Source organism: Streptomyces sp. BR1, assembly GCF_052373795.1.
Lineage (GTDB): Bacteria > Actinomycetota > Actinomycetes > Streptomycetales > Streptomycetaceae > Streptomyces.
Map to the genome: position 1 here is coordinate 720,783 of NZ_CM126252.1, position 22,306 is coordinate 743,088.

The window sequence follows — 22,306 nt, forward strand, 5'->3', positions numbered from 1 at the left end:
AAGAGTCGGAGGGTCTGGAAATGCGCAAGTGGGGGCCGCTGGTCGCGGTCTGTCTGGGAACGTTCATGCTCCTCCTGGACGTCACGATCGTGACGGTGGCACTGCCGGACATGGCGAGTTCGCTGGACGCCTCGCTGTCGAGCCTGCAGTGGGTGATCGACGTGTACGCGCTGGCGCTCGCCGCGCTGCTGCTCGGCGCGGGCGCGGGCGCCGATCTGGCCGGGCGGCGGAAGTTCTACGCGGCGGGCACGGTCCTGTTCGCACTGTCCTCGCTCGCCTGCGGCCTCGCGGACAGCTCCGGGGTACTGATCACCATGCGGGCGCTCCAGGGCGTGGGCGCCGCCGCGATGTTCGCCACCACGCTGCCGCTGCTCGGCGCCGCCTACCAGGGCCGCGACCGCTCCATCGCGCTCGGTGTGTGGGGCGCGGTCAACGGCGCGGCGGCGGCGCTCGGCCCGATCCTGGGCGGCTTGCTCACCGAGGGGTTCGGCTGGCGCTGGATATTCTTCGTCAACCTTCCGGTGAGCGCGGCCGCGGTGTGGCTGACGATCCGGGTGGTGCCGGAGTCCAGGAACCCTGCGGGCGGCCGCATCGACTGGGCGGGCACGGTGCTCTTCGCGCTGTTCGCCGGATCGCTCACATACGGGGCGGTCAACGCGGGAACGGACGGCTGGGGAGCCGGTCGCACCCTGGTGTCCTTCGCCGTGTCGGCGCTCGCCCTGCTCGTCTTCGTCATCGCCGAGCGCCGCGTGGCCCGGCCGCTGATGGATCTGTCGCTGCTGCGGCGCCCGGCGTTCGTGGGCGTGCTTGTGGCGGCCGTCGCCCTGAACGCGGCGGCGTTCGGTGTGCTGCCGTACACCTCGATCTGGCTCCAGACGCTGCTCGGGATGAGCCCGGTGACCGGCGGTCTCGCGCTGGTGCCGCTGGCGCTCGCGTCGTTCGCGACCTCGGCGCTCGGCGGGCGGTTCCTGCACGGTGTCTCGCAGCGGCTGCTCCTCTGCGTCGGGCTGCTGCTCATCGGGTTCGGCATGTTCGGCCAGGCGCTGCTCGACTCGGGCTCCGACTGGAAGTCCCTGGTGGCCGGTCTCATCGTGACCGGTGTCGGCGTCGGCCTGGTCAGCCCCGCGCTGGCCTCCGCCGCACTCGCCTCGGTGCCGCAGCGCAGCAGCGGGATGGCGACCGGCGCGATGAACTCGGTGCGCCAGCTCGGCTACGCGGTGAGCATCGCCGTGTTCGGCACCCTCGTCACCAGCCGGATGACCGACTCCCTGCACAGCGACGAGCAGGCCCGCGCGCTCGCGGGCGGCGCGGCGGGCGCGCTGCGCGGCAGGGTCCCGGACGAGGCGCTGCACTCCGCGTTCGCGACCGGTCTGAACTGGGGCGCGGTGGCGGCGGGCTCGCTCGCCGTGGTGGCCGCCCTGGCGGTGTTCGCCCTGGTGCGCACGCCCTCGGCGCCGCCCGTGCAAGTCCGTACCAATGCTCCGGTCCCGGTAGAGCGGGCGTGACCAGGTCGTACAGATTCGGTGGAGAAAAACTCGCCCGAACCTGACCCCAGGGTCAGAAAAGGGCCGGAGCGGGCCCGACACGGGCCCGCTCCCTGTGTTGACCTGTGGTGATACCGGACACACTCGCACTTGCGCGCATTCCTCGACGCCCCTCCCGTCTGCACCCCGGGTGGGGTACCGTCACCGGCGCTGTGCGGAGCGCCACAAGGAGCAAGGTATTGCGCGAGTTCACTGTCCCACCCATGGCGACGGCGCCTCACGTCGGCGGGCTGGCGGATGTCGTGTACGACCATGCCCTGGACGACCCGCACCGGGTCGCGCTGGCGCGCAAGGACGCCTCGGGCCAGTGGCAGGACGTGACCTCCGGACAGTTCCGCGACGAGGTGTTCGCGCTCGCCAAAGGGCTGATCGCGGACGGGGTGCGGTTCGCCGACCGGGTCGCGATCATGGCCCGTACGCGGTACGAGTGGACGCTGTTCGACTTCGCGCTGTGGTCCATCGGCGCCCAGCCGGTGCCCATCTATCCGACCTCCTCCGCCGAGCAGGTCTTCTGGATGCTCCATGACTCCGAGGTCACGGCGTGTGTGGTGGAGCACGAGGACCACGCCATGACGATCGGCTCGGTGGTCGACCGGCTCCCCCACCTCAAACGGCTGTGGCAGCTGGACGCGGGCGCGCTGCCCGAACTCCTCGCGCTGGGCGCGCAGATCGAGGACGACGTGGTCCACCGCCACCGGCGCGCGGTGACGCCCGAGTCGACCGCGACCGTCATCTACACCTCCGGCACGACCGGCCGCCCCAAGGGCTGTGTGATCACCCACGCCAACTTCATGTTCGAGGCGGACACGATGGTCGCCCGCTGGGAGCCGGTCTTCCACTCCCGGCCCGGCGACGAGGCCGCGACCCTGCTGTTCCTGCCGCTGGCGCACGTCTTCGGGCGGATGGTGGAGATCGCGGCGATCCGCGGCCGGGTCAAGCTCGGCCACCAGCCCGCGCTCTCCGCGACCGCGCTGATCCCCGACCTCCAGTCGCTGCGCCCCACCTTCATCCTCGCGGTCCCGTACATCTTCGAGAAGGTCTTCAACGCGGCCCGCAGGAAGGCCGAGGCCGAGGGGCGGACCGGCCCCTTCGACAAGGCCGTCGACATCGCCGTGAAGTACGCGGAGGCGATGGAGCAGAAGGCGTTCGGCCTGGGGCCCGGGCCGTCGGCCGCGCTGCGGATGCAGCACCAGTTCTTCGAGAAGCTCGTGTACGGCAGGGTCCGCGACGCGATGGGCGGGCGGGTGCGCCACGCGATGTCCGGCGGCTCCAGCATGGGCCGCCGGCTCGGCCTGTTCTTCGCCGGCGCGGGCGTCACGATCTACGAGGGGTACGGGCTGACCGAGTCCACGGCCGCCGCCACCGCCAACCCGCCCGAGCGCACCCGGTTCGGCACGGTGGGCCAGCCGGTGCCGGGCACCACCGTGCACATCGCCGAGGACGGAGAGGTGTGGCTGCACGGCGGCCAGGTCTTCTCCGGGTACCTCAACGAGCCCAAGGCGACCGAGAGCGTGCTCAAGGACGGCTGGCTGGCCACCGGCGACATCGGCGCGCTCGACGAGGACGGCTATCTCACCATCACCGGCCGCAAGAAGGAGATCCTGGTGACCTCCGGCGGCAAGAGCGTCTCGCCCGTCGCCCTGGAGGAGCGGGTGCGGGCGCATCCGCTGGTGGCCCAGTGCATCGTCGTCGGCAACGACCGCCCGTACATCGCGGCCCTGGTCACCCTCGACCAGGAGGGCGTCGACCACTGGCTCTCGCTGCGCGGCAAACCCTCGCTCACCGCCTCCGAGCTGGTCCGGGACCCGGATCTGGAGATGGAGGTGCGGCGCGCGGTGGTGGCCGCCAACACGCTGGTCTCGCAAGCGGAGTCGATCCGTACGTTCCGGATCCTCGCCCATCAGTTCACCGAGGAGCACGGTCTGCTCACCCCGTCGCTGAAACTCAAGCGGCGCGCGATCGAGGAGGCCTACACGGTGGAGGTGGACGCCTTGTACCGCTGAGCCGTCGCGGTACAGGGCGTCCCATACCCCCTTGCTGATCGGTCACATGTACTGGACGACGATCTTCGTGAAGGCGTACGGCGCCTGTGCGACCCCGCTGCACGAGTCGCCGGAGCCGCCCGAGCCGCACTGGCGGTCCCGGTTGACGGCCCAGAACGCGTACCGCGCCATGTGGTGCTGCCGCGCGTAGTTGAGGATGGTCTGGAAGTCCCCGGTGGTGACGGTCTCGTCGGCCTCGTCCGTCTTTCCGTTCATCGACGACACCCCGATGTGCCGGTACGCGGTGTCGTCGGGGTAGCCGTACGCGCCCTTCACCGCGGCCTTGAGCCCTTCGAGGGCGCTGACGGTCGCCGAGCCCATCGAGCCGCTGTGGCCGTTGAAGTCGAACGGCATGATCACCCAGCCGTCGTTGGCGAACCCGGCCGCCGCGCCCTTCTTGATGAGGTCCTTGCCATTGGCGTCGGGCCCGTTCGGCGTGGTGCCCATGGTCACGTAGGTGACGAGCCCCGGGTTGTCCGTCTTGACGATCTTCAGCGCGTCCACGACCCGCTTGCGCACGGTCGCGTTGGAGAACTCGGTGTTCTCGATGTCGATGTCGAGCGCCTTGAGGTGGTAGGCGCCGATCACCTTCTGGTAGGCGCCGGCCAGCGCGGACGCGCTGGAACACTTCTCGCCGAGCTTGTTGCCGCTCCAGCCGCCGACCGAGACGACCACATCGCCGCCCGCGCCCCGGATGGAGTTGACGGCCGCCTGGTCCGACCCACCGGTGAGCGCGCGCGTCCCGTCCCACTTCGGGTTGCAGCCGCCGTCGGAGAGGACGAAGGCGAGGGTGAACCACTTGACGCCGGTCGCCGCCATGACGTCGGTGGGCTTCTGCGGGCTGCCCCAGCCGAGGTACTCGTACGGGGCGACGGCCATCGACCCGGCGGCGCCGCTTCGGGGCGCGGCGCTGCTGCCCGGGGCGCCGATGAGCGGGAACAGGAGGCAGCTGAGTCCAGTGACGGCAGCCGTGGCACCGCGTCGGGATACGGCAACGTGCATGGGAGTTCCTTTCGTTGGGGGCCGAGAGGAGTGGGTTAGGAAAGCTTCCTAACCAGCACAGGGCATAGCAGTGCCTCAAGCGCGCGATGTCAATCCCTCGCGTCGCTCAACTGCCGTGCGCGTCAGACGAGTTGGTAGCCGCGCAGGTTCGTGAGCAGGAGGTAGGTGTTCTGGAGCGAGCCCGAGGTGTCGCCGAGTGAGCGGTAGATCCCCCACTTGGGGCGGACGCGGTCGGCGAGGAACGTGTCGACGCCCGACCTGGCCTTGTCGATCACGGTGGTGCCACCCCGGCTGAGGATCCAGCGGACCGAACCCGCCGTCCCGTCACCGACCTTGATCTGGAAGTCCACATCGGTCCAGGTGTCGTGCAGCGGATCGAGGGCGGTGCGCCCGATCAGCGTGTTGGAGATCGGCAGGTTCAGCTCGATCGTCTGCACCCCGTTCACCCGCCGCAGCGACTGCACAACGATCGGCGAACTGCCGTCGCCGGGCTGCTTCATCTGCATGATGTGCGTGAAGGTGGTGGTCGCCTTGAGCGAGCTCGGGATGTACATCGAGTACGTCACCCGCCACGTCTGTCCCGGCAGCCACTTCAGATACGAGTCGCCGGTCCGCAGCCCCGTGACCTCCTGGCGCTGCCGGTCGGTCATGGTGTCGCGGTCGACGGTGTGCATGGTGAAGCGGAAGTTGTCGCCGTCGGGGACGATGTGCGGATGCCCGGCCGGGTGCGAGTTCGCCCGGTCGTCCTCGACGGTCTCGAACGCCCTGAGCCCGTCGGTGGCGGCGGACGGCGCCCACTTCTGCTGCCAGGACGCAGCCCTGGCGGGCAGGGAGAGTCCGGTGGTCACGGCGGCCGCGCCGCCGAGCGCGGCGCCGAGTACGGCCCTTCTGGACGCGGTCATCGCCCTGTCCCCCTCGATGCGAGCTGTTCGTTCATGATCAGGAAGGCGCCCAGACCGTGGAAGTCGTTGGTCGCCCGGGTGCGCCCGACGTAGTACGCGTACTCCCCCACGCCGGTCCCGACGGAGATGTCGGTGAGGTCGGTGCGTCCGTCCTGGCCGAGTGAGACCTTGGCGAGAACGCCCTGGTAGCCGCGCCGGGCCACCGCCTCGAAGCGCGGGTCGATATACCCCTGCCGCACCGAACGGTCCAGGGCGTACGTGAACATGCTGGAGCAGGACGTCTCGGTCCAGTTGTCCGGCCTGGCGCCCTTGTCGACCACCTGGAACCAGCGGCCGGTCTTCGGGTCCTGGAAGCGCTCCAGACCACCGGCGAGGTTACGAAGGTAAATGAGCAGCTGGGCACGCCGGGGATGGTCGGCCGGTAGCGCGTCCAGCACCTCGACCACCGCCATCGCGTACCACCCGATGGCCCGGCACCAGTGCTCGGGCGCGAGCCCGGTGCTCTTGTCGGCCCAGCTCGCGATGCGCGACTCGTCGTACGCGTGCCTCAGCAGGCCGTTGGAGGCCTGCAAGTGACCGCCGTAGACGGCGAGTTGCCTCGCCGCCTCGTCGTCGGTGTACGCGGAGTCGCCGAACTCCTTGCCGTACTCGACGAGGAACGGGTTCACCATGTACACCCCGTCCGACCAGAGCTGGTGCGCGCGGCTGCTGTTGTCGGCGTGCCAGAAGCCGCCGTCGGCGGTGCGGGGGTAGGTGGTGAGGCGGTCGACGATCTTCTTGGCAGCGACGCGGTAGCGGTCCTGGCCGGTCTCGTGGTGGAGGATCACCAGGAGTCGGCCCGCCTGCATGCTGTCGAGGCTGTCGAAGCTCTGGCCGATCGCGCCGGACGCGTCGACGAACCGGTCGACGTAACTCTTGATGAACGAGAGCAACTTGGGGTCGCGGGTGCGCTGATAGACCTGGTACTGCCCGAAGAGGTAGAGGCCGACGGGATAGGACCAGCCGCCGATGGACGACGGGGTGTAGCGGGCCGTGGTGGACCGGGTCATGGCGGCGGACCAGTCGGCGGCTTGTAAGTCGTGGTTCCCGGTCGCCCTGGGTTGGGCGACGGCAGCCGGTCCGGTGGCCGCGCTGAGGCCGCCCGCCGTGAGCGTGGCGGCGACCAGGGCGGTGAGCAGCCGGGAGGTTCGGTGGGGAGTTCGGTGGGGGGCGCCGCGGGGGGCGCGGGCTCTCTTCATGTCACCTCACGAGGACTTATGACCCATATGTGGCATATGCACATCGCCGGACTGGGCACGCTGTTCACAAGGGTGTACCGCGTTCAGCTATCTGCCATAGAGTTGCGGCTTGTTGGAGCGCGGTCAATGGTCCGGACCGAGAAGGTCGGATCTATATTGCGCCAATCGGCGGCAGGATCACGCGCCGGCCCGAGCGGCATCGCGATCGGGAATGGTTTGGTGGTCGTGATCGTTGACGGGGGGAGTACCAGACCGACGACGTAAGGATCGACCGCTCGTGAGCAAGGTCCCCTCCATCACCCTCAACAACGGCGTCGAGATGCCGCAGCTCGGTTTCGGCGTCTGGCAGGTGCCGGACGACGAGGCGGCGCAGGCGGTCACCACCGCGATCGAGGCCGGATACCGGTCCATCGACACCGCCGCCATCTACGAGAACGAAGTGGGCACCGGCAAGGCGATCGCGTCGGCCGGGGTGGCCCGCGAGGAGCTGTTCGTCACCACGAAGCTGTGGAACAGCGCGCGCGAGACGTGGACGCGCGACAGCGTGCTGCGCGAGTTCGACGCCTCCCTGTCCAAGCTCGGCCTCGACTACGTCGACCTGTATCTGATCCACTGGCCGCGCGCGATGCGCGAGGACTACGTGACGATCTGGAACGCGTTCGGCGAGATCGCCAAGAGCGGCCGCGCCAAGGCGGTCGGCGTCTCCAACTTCAAGGAGCCGCAGCTGCGCCGCGTCATCGACGAGTCGGGCGTCGTCCCGGCCGTCAACCAGATCGAGCTGCACCCGCAGCTCGCCCAGGACGAGCTCCGCGCCTTCCACGCCGAGCACGGCATCGCGACCGAGGCCTGGTCGCCGCTGGGCCAGGGCAAGGGCCTCCTTGAGGTCCCGACGATCGTTGCGATCGCACAGAAGTACGCGAAGACCCCGGCCCAGGTCGTGCTGCGCTGGCACCTCCAGCTCGGCACCATCGCCATCCCCAAGTCGGTGACGCCCTCGCGCATCGCCGAGAACTTCGACGTGTTCGGCTTCGAGCTCGACACGGAGGACATGACGGCGATCGCCGCGCTCAACGAGTCCCAGCGGCTCGGTCCGGACCCGGACGACTTCGACTGGAACTGAGTTCAGGTAGAAGGACAGCAGTACGCGATGCCGCCGCCCGGGATGTCCCGGGCGGCGGCATCGCTGCGTCAGGGGTGACGCTATCCATCCCGCCTCGCCGTGTGGATCGAGCGCGCGGCCAGCATGAACACATCCCCGCGCCGCGCCAGACCCGCCTCGTCCGCCGGGTCGAGCAGCCGCCGCACCACCGCCTGGTCCTCCTGCGACAGCTCCTCCCCGACCGCCTCCCACGCCCAGCTGAAGTCGGCCACGACCTGCTCCCGCACCACCGGATCCAGCGGCGCCGGGCAGTCGAGCAGGAAGCTGCGGGTACCGGTCGGCGTGAGCCCGACGGACGCGAGCAGCGCCGACCAGTCCTCCGTCTCCTCCTTGGCCCCGGGCAGCTCCGCCCGCATCCGGTTGAACCACTCGTCCACCACGACGTCGAACCGCGCCTGGAGCCCGGGCCGCCCCATGCCGATGTCGCGCGGCAGATGCCGGCTCGGCAGCCCGCCCTCGACGAGCACGACCGTGCCGCCCGGCCGCAGCAGCTCCGCGAACCGCGCGAGCGCCGCGCGCTGGTCGCCGATGTGGTGCAGCGAGTTGCCCGCCCAGATGAGGTCGGCCTCGCCCAACGTGCCGATGTCGTCCGGGAGTTCGGCCTCGATCGTATGGAAGCGGTCCGCCAGGCCGAGGCGTTCCGCGCGCGCCTGCGCATGGTCCAGGAGCCCCCGGCTCGCGTCGACGGCCACGACCTCCGCGGCCGGGAACACCTCGGCGAGCAGACAGGTCACCACGCCGGGGCCGCTGCCGATGTCGAGGATCCGGCGCACCTCGCCCAGTGGCCGCTGGTCGCCGATCCAGGCCGCAGCCTGACGATAGATCGGCGAGTACAGCTCGCCGCTGCGGACCAGGAACGCCGCCATGGTGGCCCAGTCGATGTCGCCGGTGCCGTGCTGGTGGCCATGCGTATGGCCGTGGCGCCTCGCACCGTGGCCGCCGTTGGCATCGCTGTCGTGGCCGTCGTGGCCGTGAATGTCGCTCATGGCTCCACCCTGCCCCCGTACGCCACCGCTCCGGGAGATTCCTTGCCGTTCCGGCAAAACGCGCGGTGGTCCTGGGGGCTGATCCCCCGCACCCGCTTGAACGCGGCGCTCAGCGCGAACGCGCCGCCGTAGCCGACGCGGCGGGCGATCGCCTCGACGGTGGCGTCCGTCTCGCGCAGCAGATCGGCCGCCAGCGCGAGGCGCCACCCCGTGAGGTACGCCATCGGCGGCTCCCCCACCAGCTCCCCGAACCGCCGCGCGAGCCCGGCCCGGGAGACTCCGCACCGCGCGGCCAGCGCCGCGACCGTCCATGGGTGCGCGGGCTCGTTCTGGAGCAGCCGCAGCGCGGGCCCGACCACCGGGTCGCCGAGCGCCCGGTACCAGCCGGGCGCGCCGGCGCCCGGACGGTTGAACCAGGCCCGCAGCACCGCGATCAGCAGCAGGTCGAGCAGCCGGTCCAGGACGACGCTCTGGCCGGGCTCGTCCTTGGAGATCTCCGCGTCGAGCAGCGACATCAGCGAGCAGTTCCACTCCTCGGCACTTAGCCGGAGCACCGGCGGCATCGCGCCGAGCAGCCGCCCGCTGATCTCACCCTCCATCAGATACGTGCCGATGAGCATGGTCGCCGAGCCGTCCGGCGCGTTGCCCCAGGTGCGTACGCCCAGCTCCATCGACTGCGCCAGCGGCTCGCCGCGCAGCGTGGTGCAGACCTCGCCCGGCCCGATCCGGGCAAACGGCTCGGCGTCCGGTGCGTACGAGACGGTGTACGGGTCGGGGCCGCGCACCAGGACGATCTCGCCGGGCCGGGCGAGCACCGGCTCGCCGCTGTCCGGGACGATCCACGCCTCCCCCCGGGTCATCGACATCAGGCAGATCGGCGCCCGGTCCTCGATCCGTACGGACCAGGGCGGCTCCATCACCATCCGCAGCAGAAAGGCCCCTCGGGCCCGCGGCCCGTCGAGCAGTCCGGCCAGTGCGTCCATGATGGCCAGCGTAAACGGACATGTGGACGCAGGCGTATGCGCGTGAGTTCCTGACGCATGGAGAGTGCGGCGGCCGCCCGCGAGGGTGGAGACATGACGAACAACGAGCGGAACACTCAGGAAATCACGGCCGAAGTCGCCCTCGATCAGACCGTGTTGGTCACCAGCGGCACCGGCAAGACCGGACACCGCGTGGTCGAGCGGCTGACCGCGCTGGGCGTGCGGGTCAGGTCCGGGTCGCGGCGGGGCGAGACGCGCTTCGACTGGGCGGACGAGTCGACGTGGGGCCCGGCCCTCGCGGGCGCGGCCGCCGCGTATGTGGCGTACTACCCGGATCTCGCCGCGCCCGGCGCCGTCGAGGCGATGCGTGCCTTCGGCACCCTGGCCGCGCGGCACGGCGTACGGCGCCTTGTGCTGCTCTCCGGGCGCGGTGAGCCGGAGGCGGTGCGCGCGGAGGACGCGCTGCGCGAGGCTCTGGTGGCGACGGACCTCACGGTCGTCCGTGGCGCGTTCTTCGCGCAGAACTTCAGCGAGGGCGCGATGGCCGAGGGCGTGCTGTACGGCGAGATCCCGTTCCCGGCGGGCGGGACGGCCGAGCCGTGGGTGGACGCGGACGACATCGCCGACGTCGTCGTGAAGGCTCTGACGGAGGACGGTCACGCGGGCGCCGTCCATGAGCTGACGGGACCTCAGCTGCTGACGTTCGCCGAAGTGGCCCAGGAGATCTCGGCCGCGACCGGCCGCGCGGTGCGCTATGTTCCGGTCTCCGGCGCCGAGTACGCGCGCCTGCTCGTGACGTACGGGCTCGCCGAGTCGGAGGCCGAGTGGCTGGCGGGCCTTTTCACCACGCTGCTCGACGGCCACAACTCCTCGACCACGGACGGCGTGAAACGCGTTCTCGGCCGGGACCCCAAGGCGTTCGCGGAGTTCGCGCGGAACGCGGCGGCGGCCGGCGACTGGCATCTCTAACGGGGACAAAGACTGGCGGAAAACCCCCTGGACAGTAGCTCTCCGGCCAGATGACCGAAACCAGCCGTGATCAAAACCACACCCATAGTGAGCACCTGATTACGGCATAAGGGGCCTGTCGTTGGTCCCCAAGTCATTCCTTCGGACTAGGTTCTTGTCTGTCACTGCATATTTGACGACGCGCGCTACAAAGGATCTGACCGATGGACGATAACGAATCCCTGGCAGAGCGATTCGAGGAGAACCGGCCGCGACTGCGGGCGGTCGCCTACCGGATGCTCGGCTCACTGAGCGAAGCCGAGGACGCCGTCCAGGAAGCCTGGTTGCGGGCCGACAGTTCCAGCGCGGGCGTGGAGAACCTCAACGGCTGGCTGACGACGGTCGTCTCGCGGGTCTGCCTGGACATGCTGCGCTCGCGCCAGGCCCGGCGCGAGGACCCGCTGGACATCCATGTGCCCGACCCGATCGTCAGCCGGCCCGACCGGATAGACCCCGAGCACGAGGCGCTGCTCGCCGACTCGGTCGGGCTCGCGCTGCTGGTCGTGCTGGACACGCTGGCCCCGGCCGAGCGGCTGGCGTTCGTGCTGCACGACATGTTCGGCGTCCCCTTCGAGGAGATCGCCACGATCGTCGACCGCACCCCGGCGGCGACCCGGCAGCTGGCGAGCCGGGCGCGCCGCCGCGTGCAGGGCACGGCCGCGCCGGACCCGGACCTCAACCGGCAGCGCAAGGTGGTCGACGCGTTCCTCACGGCCGCGCGCGGCGGCGACTTCGACGCGCTGCTCGCCACGCTCGACCCGGACATCGTGCTGCGCGCCGACTACGGGCGCGGCTCGCTCACCCCGAACAAGACGGTGCTGGGCGCGCACGCGGTGGTCCAGAACGCGCTGTCCTTCAAGCAGTACTCCCAGTTCGCCCAGCTGGCCCTGGTCAACGGCGCGATGGGCGTGGTGAACGCGCCGCAGGGCACGGCCATGGCGGTGCTCGGCTTCACCGTCCGGGACGACAGGATCGTCGAGATCAACATCCTCGCCGACCTGGAGCGGCTGCGTCAGGTCGACATCTCGGCGCTCGACGCCTGACGGGACGCAGCCGCACGACGGGTCAGCTGGCGCCGTGGCCGGAGGCGATCGCCTCCACGCGGTGCGCCAGCTCGAAGTCCTTCTCGGTGACCGCGCCGCCCGCGTCGTGCGAGTTCACCGTGAGGGCCACCGTGTTGTAGCCGAGGGTCAGATCCGAGTGGTGGTTCAGCTCGTCCTGGATCTGGGCGATGTGGATCACCATCGCGGTGGCCGCGAAGTGCGAGGCGAGTCGGTAGGTGCGGCCGATGCGGTCCTGGCCGTCCGAGAGCGACCAGCCCGGCAGTTCGCGCAGGCGGTCCTCGATGTCCTTCTGCGACAGCGGCTCAACGGGCATGACCGGACTCCTTACGAGGCGGTGACGGTGCGGTGTGGAGTGCGGTATCCGCGACTCCGTCTCCGTAGCGTCGCCCCTATGCGTGTACTTGTCACGGGAGGCGCGGGCTTCATCGGCTCGCAGATCGTCTCGGCCCTGACCTCCCGGGGCCATGAACCGGTCGTCCTCGACCGCGCGGTCGACCCCGCCGACGACGTCCGCGACCCGTCGGCGGTCGCCCGGGCGCTGCGCGGCGTCGACGCCGTCTGCCACCAGGCCGCGATGGTCGGCCTCGGCGCCGACTTCGCCGACGCGCCCGACTACGTGTCCCACAACGACCTCGGCACGGCGGTGCTGCTCGCCGCGATGGCCGAGGCGCAGGTGCGGGACCTGGTCCTCGCCGGGTCGATGGTCGTGTACGGGGAGGGGCGCTACGACTGTGTGCGCCACGGTCCCGTACGCCCCGGGCCCCGGCCGTACGAGGAGCTGGCGGCGGGCCGGTTCGAGCCGCTGTGCCCGCACTGCGGCGCGCCGCTGACACCCGGTCTGGTCGCGGAGAACGCGCCCGTCGACCCGCGCAATGTGTACGCGACGACCAAGCTGGCGCAGGAGCACCTGGCGGCCGCGTGGGCGCGGGCGACCGGGGGGCGGGCGGTGTCGCTGCGCTACCACAACGTGTACGGGCCGGGGATGCCGCGCGACACGCCGTACGCGGGTGTCGCCTCCTTCTTCCGCTCGGCGCTCGCGCGCGGGGAGGCGCCCCGGGTCTTCGAGGACGGCCGCCAGCGCCGGGACTTCGTGCACGTACGGGATGTGGCCGGGGCGAACGCGGTGGCCCTGGAGGCCGTGCGCGACCGGGCGCCGGGCGCGCTCACCGCGTACAACACGGGCAGCGGGACCCCGCACACGGTCGGCGAGATGGCCCGGGCGCTGGCCGACGCGTACGGCGGCCCGGCGCCGGTGGTGACCGGCGAGTACCGGCTCGGCGACGTCCGCCACATCACGGCCGACTCGGCCCGCCTGCGCGAGGAACTGGGCTGGCGCCCGGCGGTGGGGTTCGCGGAGGGAATGACGGAGTTCGCCCGGGCGGAACTGCGGCCGGTCGCACCTCTCGCCTGACAGTTCGTCAGGAGCGCGCCGCCGGGAGTATCAGTTCGAAGCGGCAGCCGCCGTGCACGTTGTGGACGGCGGCGCTGCCCGCGTGGGCCTCGACGATGCCGCGCACGATCGCCAGGCCCAGGCCCGCGCCGCCCGGTGGGGTGCGGGCCTCGGTGCCGCGCCAGCCGGTGTCGAAGACGCGGGTCAGATCGTCGTCCGGGATGCCGCCGCAGCCGTCCGTCACCGAGAGCACCACCGACTCCGCGCGCGCCTCGGCGGCGACCGCGACCGTGCCGTCGGCCGGGGTGTGCCGGATCGCGTTGACCAGCAGGTTGGCGAGGACCCGGGTCATCTCCTTGCCGTCGACCTCGACCGGCACGGGCTCGACGCACTCGCCGACCAGCCGTACGCCGTGCTCGCGGGCGAGCGGGTCGGCGCCCGCCAGCGCGTCGCCGACCAGGTCGTGCACGGACATCCGGGCCGGGTTGAGGGCGAGGGCGCCGGCGTGGATGCGGGAGAGCTCGAAGAGGTCGCCGACCATGCCGTTGAGCCGTTCCACCTCGGTGCGGATCTGGCGGAAATAGCGGTCGGGGTCCTTGGCCATGCCGTCCTCCAGGGCCTCGGCCATGGCTCTGAGCCCCGCGAGCGGGGTGCGCAGATCGTGCGAGATCCAGGCGACCAGCTCACGGCGGGAGGTCTCCAGGGCGCGTTCGCGCTCGCGGGAGGCGGACAGTTTGGCGCTGGTGGCGGCGAGCTCCCGGCTGAGCGCGGCGAGTTCGGCGGTGGCCGGCCCCTCGGGCGCGGCGAAGCTGCCGCCCTCGCCGAACGAGCGGGCGGCCAGGGCGAGTTGACGGCTGCTGGCGACGACCCGGCGGCCCAGGATGAGCGCGGTGGCGAGCGAGACGGCCGCGGCCATGGCGATGACGAGCGTGACGACCTTGAGGTCGTGCGAGGACAGGAACATCTCCCAGGCCACCGCGAGCGTCCCGGCGAGCATCGCGGTGACGGCGACCGCCGCCACGACGGCGAGCGACGCGGTGACGGAACGGTGCCGCAGCAGCCGCAGCGCGAGCGCCCCGAGCAGCCCGGCGGCCCCGGCGCCGAGGAAGGCGTAGACGGCGATGAGGAGGATGTCGCGCATGTCAGCCCTCCGCCCCGGCGGCGGGGTCGGGGGCCTGCACTCCGGACGGGCCTTGCTCCGGCACCTCCGGCTCCTCGTCGAACCGGTACCCCACCCCCCACACCGTCTGGATCAGCCTCGGCTTGGCCGGGTCGTCCTCGATCTTGCCGCGCAGACGTCGTACGTGGACCGTGACGGTCGACAGGTCGCCGAACTCCCAGCCCCACACGTCGTGCATCAGGCGTTCGCGGGTGATGGCCTCGCCCGGGTGGCCGACCAGATACGCCAGGAGGTCGAACTCCCGCAGTGTCAGGGCGAGTTCACGGCCCTGCTTGGACGCGCGGCGGGCGGCCGGGTCGAGGGCGATGCCCGCGCGGCTGATCCGCGGCCCCGGCATCGCGGCGGCGCGGCTGCGGCGCAGCACGGAGTCGACGCGCAGCACCAGCTCGCGCGGACTGAACGGCTTGGTCACGTAGTCGTCCGCCCCTATCTCCAGGCCGAGCACCCGGTCGTCCTCGTCACCGCGCGCGGTGAGCATGATCACCGGTACGGGCCCGGTGCCCCGGAGCGTACGGCAGACCTCCAGGCCGTCCATGCCGGGCAGCATGAGGTCGAGGACGACGAGGTCGGGCCAGCGCGCACCGGCCGTGCGCAGGGCGGCGGGCCCGTCGGCGGCATGGTCGACCACGTACCCGGCACGTTCCAGATAGCCGGTGACGACCTCGGCCACGGTCGGGTCGTCGTCGACGACGAGGATGCGGTGCTGAGCGTTCTGCATGGCCCCAGCGTCGCACCCGCCGGGAGGCGGTGTCTGTGCCCGGATGGCGGACCGATACGGACGTCCGTGTTTCGTAAGAAGCCGAGGTCCCGATTTGTCCGCTTCGACTTCGTACCGTGAGGGGCGTGACCGACTCGATCCCCACGACGGTGGACGTCGTACTCCCCTGCCTCGACGAAGCCGAGGCGCTGCCCTGGGTGCTGGCCAGGATCCCCGACGGCTGGCGGGCCCTCGTCGTCGACAACGGCTCGACCGACGGCTCGGCCGACATCGCCCGCGCGCTCGGCGCAACCGTGGTGCACGAGGCCCGGCGCGGCTTCGGCGCGGCCTGCCACGCGGGGCTGCTCGCGGCCGAGGCCGAGTACGTGTGCTTCTGCGACTGCGACGGCTCGCTCGACCCCGCTCTCCTGGATTCCTTCGTACGGGAAGTGGCCCGCGGTGACGCCGACCTCGTCCTCGGCCGGCGCAGGCCCACCGCACGCGGGGCCTGGCCGCCGCACGCACGGGCCGGGAACGCGGCCCTGTCCCGGATGCTGCGCCGCCGCACCGGACTGCGTCTGCACGACCTCGGCCCGCTGCGGGCGGCCCGCCGCGCCCCCCTGCTCGACCTGGGCATCGCCGACCGGCGCAGCGGCTATCCGCTGGAGATGGTGGTGCGCGCGTCGGACGCCGGGTGGCGGGTGCGCGAGCGGGATGTGCCGTATCTGCCGCGTACGGGGAAGTCGAAGGTGACCGGCACCTGGCGGGGCACCTGGCACGCCGTGCGGGACATGCGGGCGGTGCTCGCCCTGCCGCCCGCGCCCGGCCCCACGGCCACCGCGGCGAGCGCGCGGTGACGGCCCGCAGCGCGCCCGTCGCCCTGCTGGTGATCGCCAAGGCGCCGGTGCCGGGCCGGGTCAAGACGCGGCTCACCCCGCCGTACACGCCCGAGGAGGCCGCCCGGCTCGCCGAGGCCGCGCTCGCCGACACGCTCGACGCGGTGCTCGCAGCTCCGGCGCGCCGCCGGATCCTGGTCCTCGACGGCGCCCCCGGGCCCTGGCTCCCGCCGGGCATCGAGGTCGTCCCGCAGTGCGCGGGCGGCCTGGACGAACGGCTGGCGGCGGCCTTCGCCCTGGATGCGGGCCCGGCCCTGCTGATCGGGATGGACACCCCGCAGGTGACCCCGGCTCTGCTCGCCCCCGCGCTGTGCGGCTGGGGGCCGGGCGAGGCGTGGTTCGGCCCGGCGGCCGACGGCGGCTTCTGGTCCCTTGGCCTGACCGCCCCCGACCCGGCGCTGCTGCGCGGGGTGCCCATGTCCGTACCGGAGACGGGAGCCGTCCAGCGGCGGCGGCTGCTCGACGCGGGTCTGACGGTCCGTGAACTCCCGCCGCTGCGCGATGTGGACACGGCGGACGACGTACGGGAGGTGACGGCCCAGGCACCGCACGGACGGTTCGCGCGGATGGCGGCACGGGTCGGACGGCGGGACTTCGTCCGATGACCACGACCGCCGCGACCACCGCGACCCCGACGCCCTCCGCGCTCGCCTGGCGGGCCGACCCGTACACGGACGCGATCCGCAGCGGGCGCGGGCCGCTGTTCCTGCACCGGCACGACGGCTGGCTGCTGCCGCTGGAGGTGGAGCGGTGGTGTGCCGCGCCGGACGCGGCCGATCTGACCGTGCTGCGGCGATGTCGCGGCGCGGTGCTCGACATCGGGTGCGGTCCTGGCCGCCTGGTGGTGGCGCTCGCGGCGCTCGGCACGGCCGCGCTCGGCGTCGACGTGAGCCCCGAGGCCGTCCGGCGCACCCAGCGCTCGGGCGGCAGCGCGCTGTGCCGGTCGGTGTTCGACCCGCTGCCGGGCGAGGGCCGCTGGCAGACCGCGCTGCTCGTCGACGGCAATGTCGGCATCGGCGGCGACCCGGCGGCGCTGCTCGCCCGAGCCGCCCAACTGGTGGACGGCAAGGGGCAGTTGATCGTGGAGGCGGCGCCGTTCGACGTGGACGAGAGCGTCGAGGTGCGGGTCGCCGACGGCCGGGGCGCCTTCGGGTCCGGCTTCCCCTGGTCCCGGCTCGGCACCGCCGCGCTGCTCCGCTACGCGCACACCACCGGCTGGTACGCGGCGCAGCGCTGGACGTCGTCCGGGCGCCCCTTCGTCGCGCTGCGCAGACGGTGAACGCATGCGAAAGGGCCCGGACTTGGCGCCGCCAGGTCCGGGCCCGCCCCCGTCACCCCGTAGTGGGGGGCATCAACTGATGTTCAGCGCCGTGTCGTCGACGACGAACGACGTCTGCAGGCTGACGTCCTCGGTGCCGTTGAACTTGATGGTCACCGTGGAGCCCGCGAGCGAGGACAGGTCGAACGTCTTCAGCGCGTAACCGGTGTTCTTGTTGAGGTTGGAGTAGGTGGCCAGGGTGGTCGAGCCGGCCGTCACCGTCAGCTTGTCGTAGGCGGTGTTGCCGGTCGTCTCGTCGGTGTCGATGTGCAGGTAGAAGCTGAGGCTCGCGTGGCAGCCGGCCGGGATGGTCACGGTCTGCGAGAGCGAGTCGGTGTGGGTGGTGCCGTAGCCGTCCAGCCAGGCCTTCCACGAGCCGGAGTGCGCGGGCTCGCTGCTGCTGTTGTCGATCACACCGGCCGTCGCGGACCAGGGGGCCGCGGAGCCGGTCTCGAAGCCGGGGTTGCCGAGCAGCTGGGCGGGCTGGCAGCCGCCGCCGGGCTGGGTGACGGTCCAGCTGAACGAGGTGCTGCCGGAGGCCTGGGTGGCGTCCTTGACGGTGACGCTCACGCTGGAGGTGCCGGCGGCCGTCGGGGTGCCGGAGATCAGACCGGTCGAGGAGTTGATGGACAGACCGGCCGGCAGGCCCGAGGCGCTGTAGGTCAGGGTCTGGCTGGTGTCCGAGTCGGTGGCCTTGATCTGGAGCGAGGCGGCCGTGTTGATCTGGGTGCTCTGGTTGCCCGGGTTGCTCACCGTGATGGTGTTGCCGGTGCTGGTGCCGCCGGTGAACGCCGCGGTGCCATTCGGGGTGCCGAGGCCCGTGGGGCCGTCGTAGCCGGGGCCCGCCTGGCAGAGGTAGTTACCGCAGGAGCCGTTGGCGCCGGACGTCACGTCGTTGAGCGCGGACGGGTGGGCGTACGGGTAGGAGGCCGGGTAGGTGCCCGCGGCCGGGGTGCCCGCAAGCGCGTAGACGCCCGCGATGATCGGCGAGGAGGCGCTGGTGCCGCCGTACACGTTCCAGCCGCTGGCCTGGTAACTGTCGTACACCGCGAGGCCGGTGGCCGGGTCGGCGACCGCGGAGACGTCGGCGACGGACCGCATCGAGCAGCCGGTGTCCTTCTGCCAGGACGGCTTGGGGTCGTACGCGGAGCAGCCGGAGCCCGCGCCCTGGCCGCCTGCGCTGGTGCCCCAGACCGACTCGGACCAGCCGCGCGCGTTGCTCGCGCGGCTCAGCGAGGTGCCGCCGGCCGAGGTCACGTACTGGGAGGCGGCCGGGTACTCGACGCCGTAGCCGCTGTCACCGGAGGAGACGGTGATGGCGACGCCGGGGTGGTTGAAGTACGAGGAGTCCGACGACGGGTCGGTGGAGTCCTCGCTGCCGCCGTAGCTGTTGGAGACGTACTTGGCGCCCATGGTGACCGCGCGGTTCACCGCGGTGCCCAGGTCGGCCATCGACGGCTGGCTGGCCTCGACGAGCAGGATGTGGCAGGACGGGCAGACGGCGCTGACCATGTCGACGTCGAGGGAGATCTCACCGGCCCAGCCGGAGTCGGCCGTGGGGTAACTGGTGCCGCCGTTCTCGTCCACCTTCTTGAAGCAGCCGTTGGCCGTGGTGCAGGCGGGCAGACCGTACTGCGAACGGTAAGTGGCCAGGTCCGACTCGGCGTTGGGGTCGTCATAGGCGTCGACGATCGCTACCGTGGCACCGGAGCCGCCCGACGGCAGGGCGTAGGCGCTCTGCAGGTCGGAGGGGCCGTAGCCGGACGGCGCGGCGTTCGGGGTGATGCCGAGGTGCTGCTTCACATCGGTACGGGCCAGGGCCAGGCAGGACATCCGGCCCGGCTTGGTGGCCTGGGCGCAGAGCCGCTGGGTGGGGGCGGCGCCGGTCTGGGTGGCGGTCGAGGTGGCGGCGGTCGTGGCGGCGGCACTGTGCGCGGGCGCCGAGGGGGCGGCGGAGACGGACGGGGCGGCGGCGATGAGTCCACCGGTGGCGAACGCGGCGAGGGACAGCAGCGCGGTGGTGGCTCGGCCGGTCGGTCTTCTGAGTCCGAAGGGTCTCTTCGCGTACATGGAACTGCCCTCCATGGGGGGTTGGCTCGCCGGGATGAGGGCGAGCGGAGGCGACTGCCCGGGGATCAATGTCGCGTGCATGACAAGATCGCCTCTGAGAAAGTGCCACCCTGCTGAGTGGTGGCATCGTTGAAGGTAGGACACCCGCCCGTCACCGACAACTGTCCGACGGGCAAAGCAAAAGGCAAGGATTCTCGTGGGATTCGGCTGGATCACGCTTCACTGATCGCGCTATACCGTGGTTGACCATGGAGCCGGAACAGGAGTCGGTCAACGACCTCGTCGCCCTCGGACTGTCGCGCTACGAGGCGCGGGTCTATCTCGCGCTGGTGCGGCGCGACTCGTACACGGCGGCGCAGGTCGCCAGGGAGGCGGAGGTGCCGCGGCAGCGCGTCTACGACGTGCTGGACGGGCTCGTCCGCGCCCAGCTGGCCGTCGCGCACGGGGGGAAGGTCGCCACGTTCGGGGCGGTGGCCCCGGAGCTCGCCCTGGCCCGGCTGATGGCCCGGCAGCGGGAGACCCTGGAACGGCTGGAACACGTCTCCACCGGGCTCACGGCGGCGCTGCTGCCGCTCTGGTCGGCCGGGCGCTCGCACACCGACCCGCTCGACTACATCGAGGTGCTGCGCGACCCCAAGACCATCGCCGAACGCTTCGCGGACATCCAGGACCAGGCCGACACCGAGCTCCTCACGTTCTGCCGCCCGCCGTTCGTGGCCCCCGCCGCCAACCTCCCGGGCCTCAAGGCCGCCCGGCGGCTGCGGCGCGGCGGCGGCACGGTGCGCGCGCTGTACACGTACGACGCGCTGAGCGACGACGAGGTCCTCCAGAACGTCGCCCGGTTCGGCGAGGCGGGCGAGGAGGCCCGCTTCACCGAGCAACTTCCCCTCAAACTGGTCATAGCGGACGCGTCGTTGGTGCTGTGCGACATGCCGGACCCGGTCGCGGGCACCGGCGCCACGACCGCGCTCTACATCGAACACCCGGCCCTCGCGGCCTGCCTGCGCCTCGCGTTCCAGACCCTGTGGGAGAACGCGGAGTCGATACAGCGCGTACGGGAGGGGGGCGCGCGGCGGGCCTAGGAGGGCGGCGTCTTGGGGGGTGCGGCGGGGCCGGGCTTCGGAGGTGCGGGCGCGGGTCCCGGCTTCGGAGGTGCGGGACCGGGCTTCGGCGCCGTCGGCCCGGGCTCGGGCTTCCGCACGTGCCCCCCGCGTCCACCCCGCCCCCGCTTCCCCACCATCACGACCACAGTCGCAAGCACCACCACTCCCAGCAGCACCAGCCAGTTCCGTACGTAATCCAGCGGCAGCACCGTCACATTGACCACCGGGCCCGGGCGCAGGATGTCCGGCAGAGCGATCGCCGTGAGGCAGCCCGCGGTGAGCAGCCCCGCGCGCAGCGGGCCGCGCACCCCGGGCCGCGCCGCCGCCACCCCGAGGCCGACGAGCAGCACGAACGGGGCGATCAGACCGTCGTGCAGCACCACCGCCCCCACCAGCCACACCACCACGTCCCACGGCCGCTGCGACCAGGCGAGAAACGCCCCGAGGCCCATCAGGCCGACGCCGACCGCGCCCACCGCGTACCGCGTCACCATCACCGCACCTCCAGTCGCGTGACCCACTTGGTCTGGAGCACCCCGGGGCGGTTCGGGGCGATGATGCGGGCGGGGTAGCCGTGGTCGGCGGTGAGGGTGTGGCCGTTGAGCCGCAGCGCCAGCAGGGTGCGCGGGTCGCGCGCGTAGGTGCGGCCCATGTCCATCACGCGGTACGCCCCGTGCTCCTCCAGCGAGATCACCCGCAGCGCGGCCCCGGGCGCCCCGGCCCGCTCGGTGAGGTCCTTGATGCGCACCCCGGTCCAGTGCGCGTTCTTGCTCCACCCCTCCACGCACGCGATCGGCAGCTCCACCTCGGACTGCTCCATCGCGGCCAGCTCGTCGAGGGTCAGCTCGTACGGGCGCGGCCCGACCACCGTCAGGCGCCAGGCGACCGCATCCACATGCGTCATGCCCGCCTGCGCCGCCGTGCGGTTGACGGGCACGCCCAGCGGGCCGTGGTCGGGGTGGCGGGGCGCCAGCAGGTCGACGTCCTTGAGCGGGGTGAAGCTCTGGCCCACCGTCGTCACCGTGACCGCGCCGACCGCCACCGCGAGCCCGGTCAGTAGCGAGCGCCGGTCGGGCGCGTTCTCCGGCTCGGCCGGCAACGCGCGCGTGGCGGCCGACCGCTGCCACCAGTACGCCTTGATATCGGGCCATTTCACGGCCAGATGCAACAGCAGCGCCCCGGTGAGCACCCACGACACCGCGAAGTGCACCGGCACGAAGCTGAACGGCCAGGGGTACCACTGCACGGTGTTCAGCAGCCCCGTCAGCAGCTCGAACATCGCGCCCGCCACCAGCACCGCCACCGACAGCCGCTCCAGGGCGTGGCGTACGTTCCGCAGCGCGGGCCACACGAACAGCCTCGGGTAGACCGTCCACAACTTGGCGAAGAGCAGCGGGATCGCCGCGATCCCCACGCCGACGTGCAGCCCCTGGTTGAGCCGGTACCCCCAGCTCGGCTCGCTGGGCAGCACATCCGCCAGCCAGCTCGGCGGATGCTGGAGGTAGTGGCTGATCACACCGGTGACCATGCAGACGAGCATGGCCACGCCGAGCAGCCGGCCGATCGCCGTCGCGGTGCGCTTGTCGTGCAGCCTGCCGCGGAAGACCGGCAGCAGTGCCGTCGGCGGCGGGGGAAGCGGGAGTCGTGACTTCATGCCTCCATGACATCCCCGACAGGGCCCTGAACAGCGCTCCCGACACCTTACGGTTCTCGGACGCGTGGTG

Annotated in this window: 21 protein-coding genes; 10 read left to right on the plus strand and 11 right to left on the minus strand. The window is 71.8% G+C overall.

Translation table 11 applies throughout. The features are described from left to right. The first annotated feature begins 20 nt into the window (after window positions 1-20). Both ACT1U9_RS03275 and ACT1U9_RS03280 read left to right on the plus strand, forming a co-directional pair. Window positions 21-1,505 (plus strand): MFS transporter, encoded by a 1,485-nt coding sequence (locus ACT1U9_RS03275; RefSeq protein WP_444536843.1) that lies wholly within the window; start codon window positions 21-23, stop codon window positions 1,503-1,505. Window positions 1,506-1,747: 242 nt separating this feature from the next. Further along, window positions 1,748-3,547: an AMP-dependent synthetase/ligase gene (locus ACT1U9_RS03280; RefSeq protein ID WP_444536844.1), complete on the plus strand. Its 1,800-nt coding sequence runs from the start codon at window positions 1,748-1,750 to the stop codon at window positions 3,545-3,547. A 42-nt stretch (window positions 3,548-3,589) separates the two neighbouring features. Here ACT1U9_RS03280 and ACT1U9_RS03285 read toward each other — a convergent pair whose 3' ends face one another. The 3 genes from ACT1U9_RS03285 to ACT1U9_RS03295 all read right to left on the minus strand — a co-directional run bounded on the left by ACT1U9_RS03285 (window position 3,590) and on the right by ACT1U9_RS03295 (window position 6,728). Then, complete coding sequence (locus ACT1U9_RS03285; RefSeq protein ID WP_444536845.1) at window positions 3,590-4,588, minus strand: chitinase; 999 nt, start codon at window positions 4,586-4,588, stop codon at window positions 3,590-3,592. A 122-nt stretch (window positions 4,589-4,710) separates the two neighbouring features. Next, window positions 4,711-5,490, minus strand: a complete 780-nt coding sequence (locus ACT1U9_RS03290) for a Tat pathway signal sequence domain protein (protein ID WP_444536846.1) — start codon at window positions 5,488-5,490, stop codon at window positions 4,711-4,713. Beyond that, window positions 5,487-6,728 carry a glycoside hydrolase family 88/105 protein gene (locus ACT1U9_RS03295; protein WP_444536847.1) on the minus strand — a complete coding sequence of 414 codons (1,242 nt, stop codon included), beginning with the start codon at window positions 6,726-6,728 and terminating at the stop codon, window positions 5,487-5,489. The genes ACT1U9_RS03290 and ACT1U9_RS03295 overlap by 4 nt, the downstream gene beginning before the upstream one ends. Window positions 6,729-7,005: 277 nt before the next feature. Here ACT1U9_RS03295 and ACT1U9_RS03300 point away from each other — a divergent pair, with 277 nt between their 5' ends. Next, entirely contained in the window at window positions 7,006-7,848 is an 843-nt protein-coding gene (locus ACT1U9_RS03300; RefSeq protein WP_444536848.1) for an aldo/keto reductase, read from the plus strand. A gap of 80 nt (window positions 7,849-7,928) precedes the next feature. Here the strand turns inward: ACT1U9_RS03300 and ACT1U9_RS03305 are convergent, their stop codons facing one another. Together ACT1U9_RS03305 and ACT1U9_RS03310 are read right to left on the minus strand one after the other, a co-directional pair. Beyond that, window positions 7,929-8,873 (minus strand): class I SAM-dependent methyltransferase, encoded by a 945-nt coding sequence (locus ACT1U9_RS03305; protein ID WP_444536849.1) that lies wholly within the window; start codon window positions 8,871-8,873, stop codon window positions 7,929-7,931. Then, window positions 8,870-9,856: a cupin domain-containing protein gene (locus ACT1U9_RS03310; protein WP_444536850.1), complete on the minus strand. Its 987-nt coding sequence runs from the start codon at window positions 9,854-9,856 to the stop codon at window positions 8,870-8,872. The genes ACT1U9_RS03305 and ACT1U9_RS03310 overlap by 4 nt, the downstream gene beginning before the upstream one ends. Before the next feature lie 93 nt (window positions 9,857-9,949). On the opposite strand from ACT1U9_RS03310, the gene ACT1U9_RS03315 reads away from it, so the two are divergent. Together ACT1U9_RS03315 and ACT1U9_RS03320 are read left to right on the plus strand one after the other, a co-directional pair. Beyond that, entirely contained in the window at window positions 9,950-10,825 is an 876-nt protein-coding gene (locus ACT1U9_RS03315) for an NmrA family transcriptional regulator (protein ID WP_444536851.1), read from the plus strand. 203 nt (window positions 10,826-11,028) lie between these two features. Then, window positions 11,029-11,907 carry a sigma-70 family RNA polymerase sigma factor gene (locus tag ACT1U9_RS03320; RefSeq protein ID WP_444536852.1) on the plus strand — a complete coding sequence of 293 codons (879 nt, stop codon included), beginning with the start codon at window positions 11,029-11,031 and terminating at the stop codon, window positions 11,905-11,907. A 22-nt stretch (window positions 11,908-11,929) separates the two neighbouring features. Here ACT1U9_RS03320 and ACT1U9_RS03325 read toward each other — a convergent pair whose 3' ends face one another. After that, a complete protein-coding gene (locus ACT1U9_RS03325; protein ID WP_444536853.1) occupies window positions 11,930-12,241 on the minus strand; it encodes a 4a-hydroxytetrahydrobiopterin dehydratase in 312 nt (103 codons plus the stop codon). Window positions 12,242-12,319: 78 nt separating this feature from the next. Here ACT1U9_RS03325 and ACT1U9_RS03330 point away from each other — a divergent pair, with 78 nt between their 5' ends. Continuing rightward, the gene (locus ACT1U9_RS03330; protein WP_444536854.1) at window positions 12,320-13,339 is read left to right on the plus strand and encodes an NAD-dependent epimerase/dehydratase family protein; all 1,020 of its coding nucleotides are present in this window, start codon (window positions 12,320-12,322) and stop codon (window positions 13,337-13,339) included. Window positions 13,340-13,346: 7 nt separating this feature from the next. On the opposite strand, the gene ACT1U9_RS03335 is transcribed toward ACT1U9_RS03330, so the two are convergent. Together ACT1U9_RS03335 and ACT1U9_RS03340 are read right to left on the minus strand one after the other, a co-directional pair. Beyond that, the gene (locus tag ACT1U9_RS03335) at window positions 13,347-14,459 is read right to left on the minus strand and encodes a sensor histidine kinase (protein WP_444536855.1); all 1,113 of its coding nucleotides are present in this window, start codon (window positions 14,457-14,459) and stop codon (window positions 13,347-13,349) included. A gap of 1 nt (window position 14,460) precedes the next feature. Further along, window positions 14,461-15,216, minus strand: coding sequence for a response regulator transcription factor (locus tag ACT1U9_RS03340; protein ID WP_444536856.1), 756 nt, complete (start codon window positions 15,214-15,216; stop codon window positions 14,461-14,463). A gap of 125 nt (window positions 15,217-15,341) precedes the next feature. Between ACT1U9_RS03340 and ACT1U9_RS03345 the strand changes: the two genes are divergently transcribed. Genes ACT1U9_RS03345 through ACT1U9_RS03355 form a run of 3 tightly spaced genes read left to right on the plus strand, consistent with a single transcriptional unit; the run spans window position 15,342 to window position 17,370 of the window. Then, window positions 15,342-16,052: a glycosyltransferase family 2 protein gene (locus tag ACT1U9_RS03345; RefSeq protein ID WP_444536857.1), complete on the plus strand. Its 711-nt coding sequence runs from the start codon at window positions 15,342-15,344 to the stop codon at window positions 16,050-16,052. Next, on the plus strand, window positions 16,049-16,696 hold the full coding sequence (locus tag ACT1U9_RS03350) for a TIGR04282 family arsenosugar biosynthesis glycosyltransferase (protein ID WP_444536858.1): 648 nt from the start codon (window positions 16,049-16,051) through the stop codon (window positions 16,694-16,696). The genes ACT1U9_RS03345 and ACT1U9_RS03350 overlap by 4 nt, the downstream gene beginning before the upstream one ends. Further along, the gene (locus ACT1U9_RS03355; RefSeq protein ID WP_444536859.1) at window positions 16,693-17,370 is read left to right on the plus strand and encodes a methyltransferase domain-containing protein; all 678 of its coding nucleotides are present in this window, start codon (window positions 16,693-16,695) and stop codon (window positions 17,368-17,370) included. The genes ACT1U9_RS03350 and ACT1U9_RS03355 overlap by 4 nt, the downstream gene beginning before the upstream one ends. 72 nt (window positions 17,371-17,442) lie before the next feature. Here the strand turns inward: ACT1U9_RS03355 and ACT1U9_RS03360 are convergent, their stop codons facing one another. After that, the gene (locus ACT1U9_RS03360; RefSeq protein WP_444536860.1) at window positions 17,443-19,479 is read right to left on the minus strand and encodes a putative Ig domain-containing protein; all 2,037 of its coding nucleotides are present in this window, start codon (window positions 19,477-19,479) and stop codon (window positions 17,443-17,445) included. 248 nt (window positions 19,480-19,727) lie between these two features. Here ACT1U9_RS03360 and ACT1U9_RS03365 point away from each other — a divergent pair, with 248 nt between their 5' ends. Continuing rightward, the gene (locus ACT1U9_RS03365; protein WP_444536861.1) at window positions 19,728-20,561 is read left to right on the plus strand and encodes a TrmB family transcriptional regulator; all 834 of its coding nucleotides are present in this window, start codon (window positions 19,728-19,730) and stop codon (window positions 20,559-20,561) included. Here ACT1U9_RS03365 and ACT1U9_RS03370 read toward each other — a convergent pair. Then, a complete protein-coding gene (locus tag ACT1U9_RS03370; RefSeq protein ID WP_444536862.1) occupies window positions 20,558-21,076 on the minus strand; it encodes a hypothetical protein in 519 nt (172 codons plus the stop codon). The two genes, ACT1U9_RS03365 and ACT1U9_RS03370, sit on opposite strands and share 4 nt — an antisense overlap. Next, complete coding sequence (locus ACT1U9_RS03375) at window positions 21,076-22,236, minus strand: molybdopterin-dependent oxidoreductase (protein ID WP_444536863.1); 1,161 nt, start codon at window positions 22,234-22,236, stop codon at window positions 21,076-21,078. Before ACT1U9_RS03375 ends, ACT1U9_RS03370 begins: the two co-directional genes overlap by 1 nt. Window positions 22,237-22,306: the final 70 nt, after the last annotated feature.

Coding starts and splice junctions, on each gene's coding strand:
- ACT1U9_RS03365 (WP_444536861.1), top strand. CDS start 19,728: ATGGAGCCGGAACAGGAGTCGGTCAACGACCTCGTCGCCCTCGGACTG.
- ACT1U9_RS03335 (WP_444536855.1), bottom strand. CDS start 14,459: ATGCGCGACATCCTCCTCATCGCCGTCTACGCCTTCCTCGGCGCCGGG.
- ACT1U9_RS03355 (WP_444536859.1), top strand. CDS start 16,693: ATGACCACGACCGCCGCGACCACCGCGACCCCGACGCCCTCCGCGCTC.
- ACT1U9_RS03360 (WP_444536860.1), bottom strand. CDS start 19,479: ATGTACGCGAAGAGACCCTTCGGACTCAGAAGACCGACCGGCCGAGCC.
- ACT1U9_RS03325 (WP_444536853.1), bottom strand. CDS start 12,241: ATGCCCGTTGAGCCGCTGTCGCAGAAGGACATCGAGGACCGCCTGCGC.
- ACT1U9_RS03310 (WP_444536850.1), bottom strand. CDS start 9,856: ATGGACGCACTGGCCGGACTGCTCGACGGGCCGCGGGCCCGAGGGGCC.
- ACT1U9_RS03315 (WP_444536851.1), top strand. CDS start 9,950: ATGACGAACAACGAGCGGAACACTCAGGAAATCACGGCCGAAGTCGCC.
- ACT1U9_RS03305 (WP_444536849.1), bottom strand. CDS start 8,873: ATGAGCGACATTCACGGCCACGACGGCCACGACAGCGATGCCAACGGC.
- ACT1U9_RS03275 (WP_444536843.1), top strand. CDS start 21: ATGCGCAAGTGGGGGCCGCTGGTCGCGGTCTGTCTGGGAACGTTCATG.
- ACT1U9_RS03370 (WP_444536862.1), bottom strand. CDS start 21,076: ATGGTGACGCGGTACGCGGTGGGCGCGGTCGGCGTCGGCCTGATGGGC.
- ACT1U9_RS03375 (WP_444536863.1), bottom strand. CDS start 22,236: ATGAAGTCACGACTCCCGCTTCCCCCGCCGCCGACGGCACTGCTGCCG.
- ACT1U9_RS03285 (WP_444536845.1), bottom strand. CDS start 4,588: ATGCACGTTGCCGTATCCCGACGCGGTGCCACGGCTGCCGTCACTGGA.
- ACT1U9_RS03280 (WP_444536844.1), top strand. CDS start 1,748: ATGGCGACGGCGCCTCACGTCGGCGGGCTGGCGGATGTCGTGTACGAC.
- ACT1U9_RS03320 (WP_444536852.1), top strand. CDS start 11,029: ATGGACGATAACGAATCCCTGGCAGAGCGATTCGAGGAGAACCGGCCG.
- ACT1U9_RS03295 (WP_444536847.1), bottom strand. CDS start 6,728: ATGAAGAGAGCCCGCGCCCCCCGCGGCGCCCCCCACCGAACTCCCCAC.
- ACT1U9_RS03340 (WP_444536856.1), bottom strand. CDS start 15,216: ATGCAGAACGCTCAGCACCGCATCCTCGTCGTCGACGACGACCCGACC.
- ACT1U9_RS03290 (WP_444536846.1), bottom strand. CDS start 5,490: ATGACCGCGTCCAGAAGGGCCGTACTCGGCGCCGCGCTCGGCGGCGCG.
- ACT1U9_RS03330 (WP_444536854.1), top strand. CDS start 12,320: ATGCGTGTACTTGTCACGGGAGGCGCGGGCTTCATCGGCTCGCAGATC.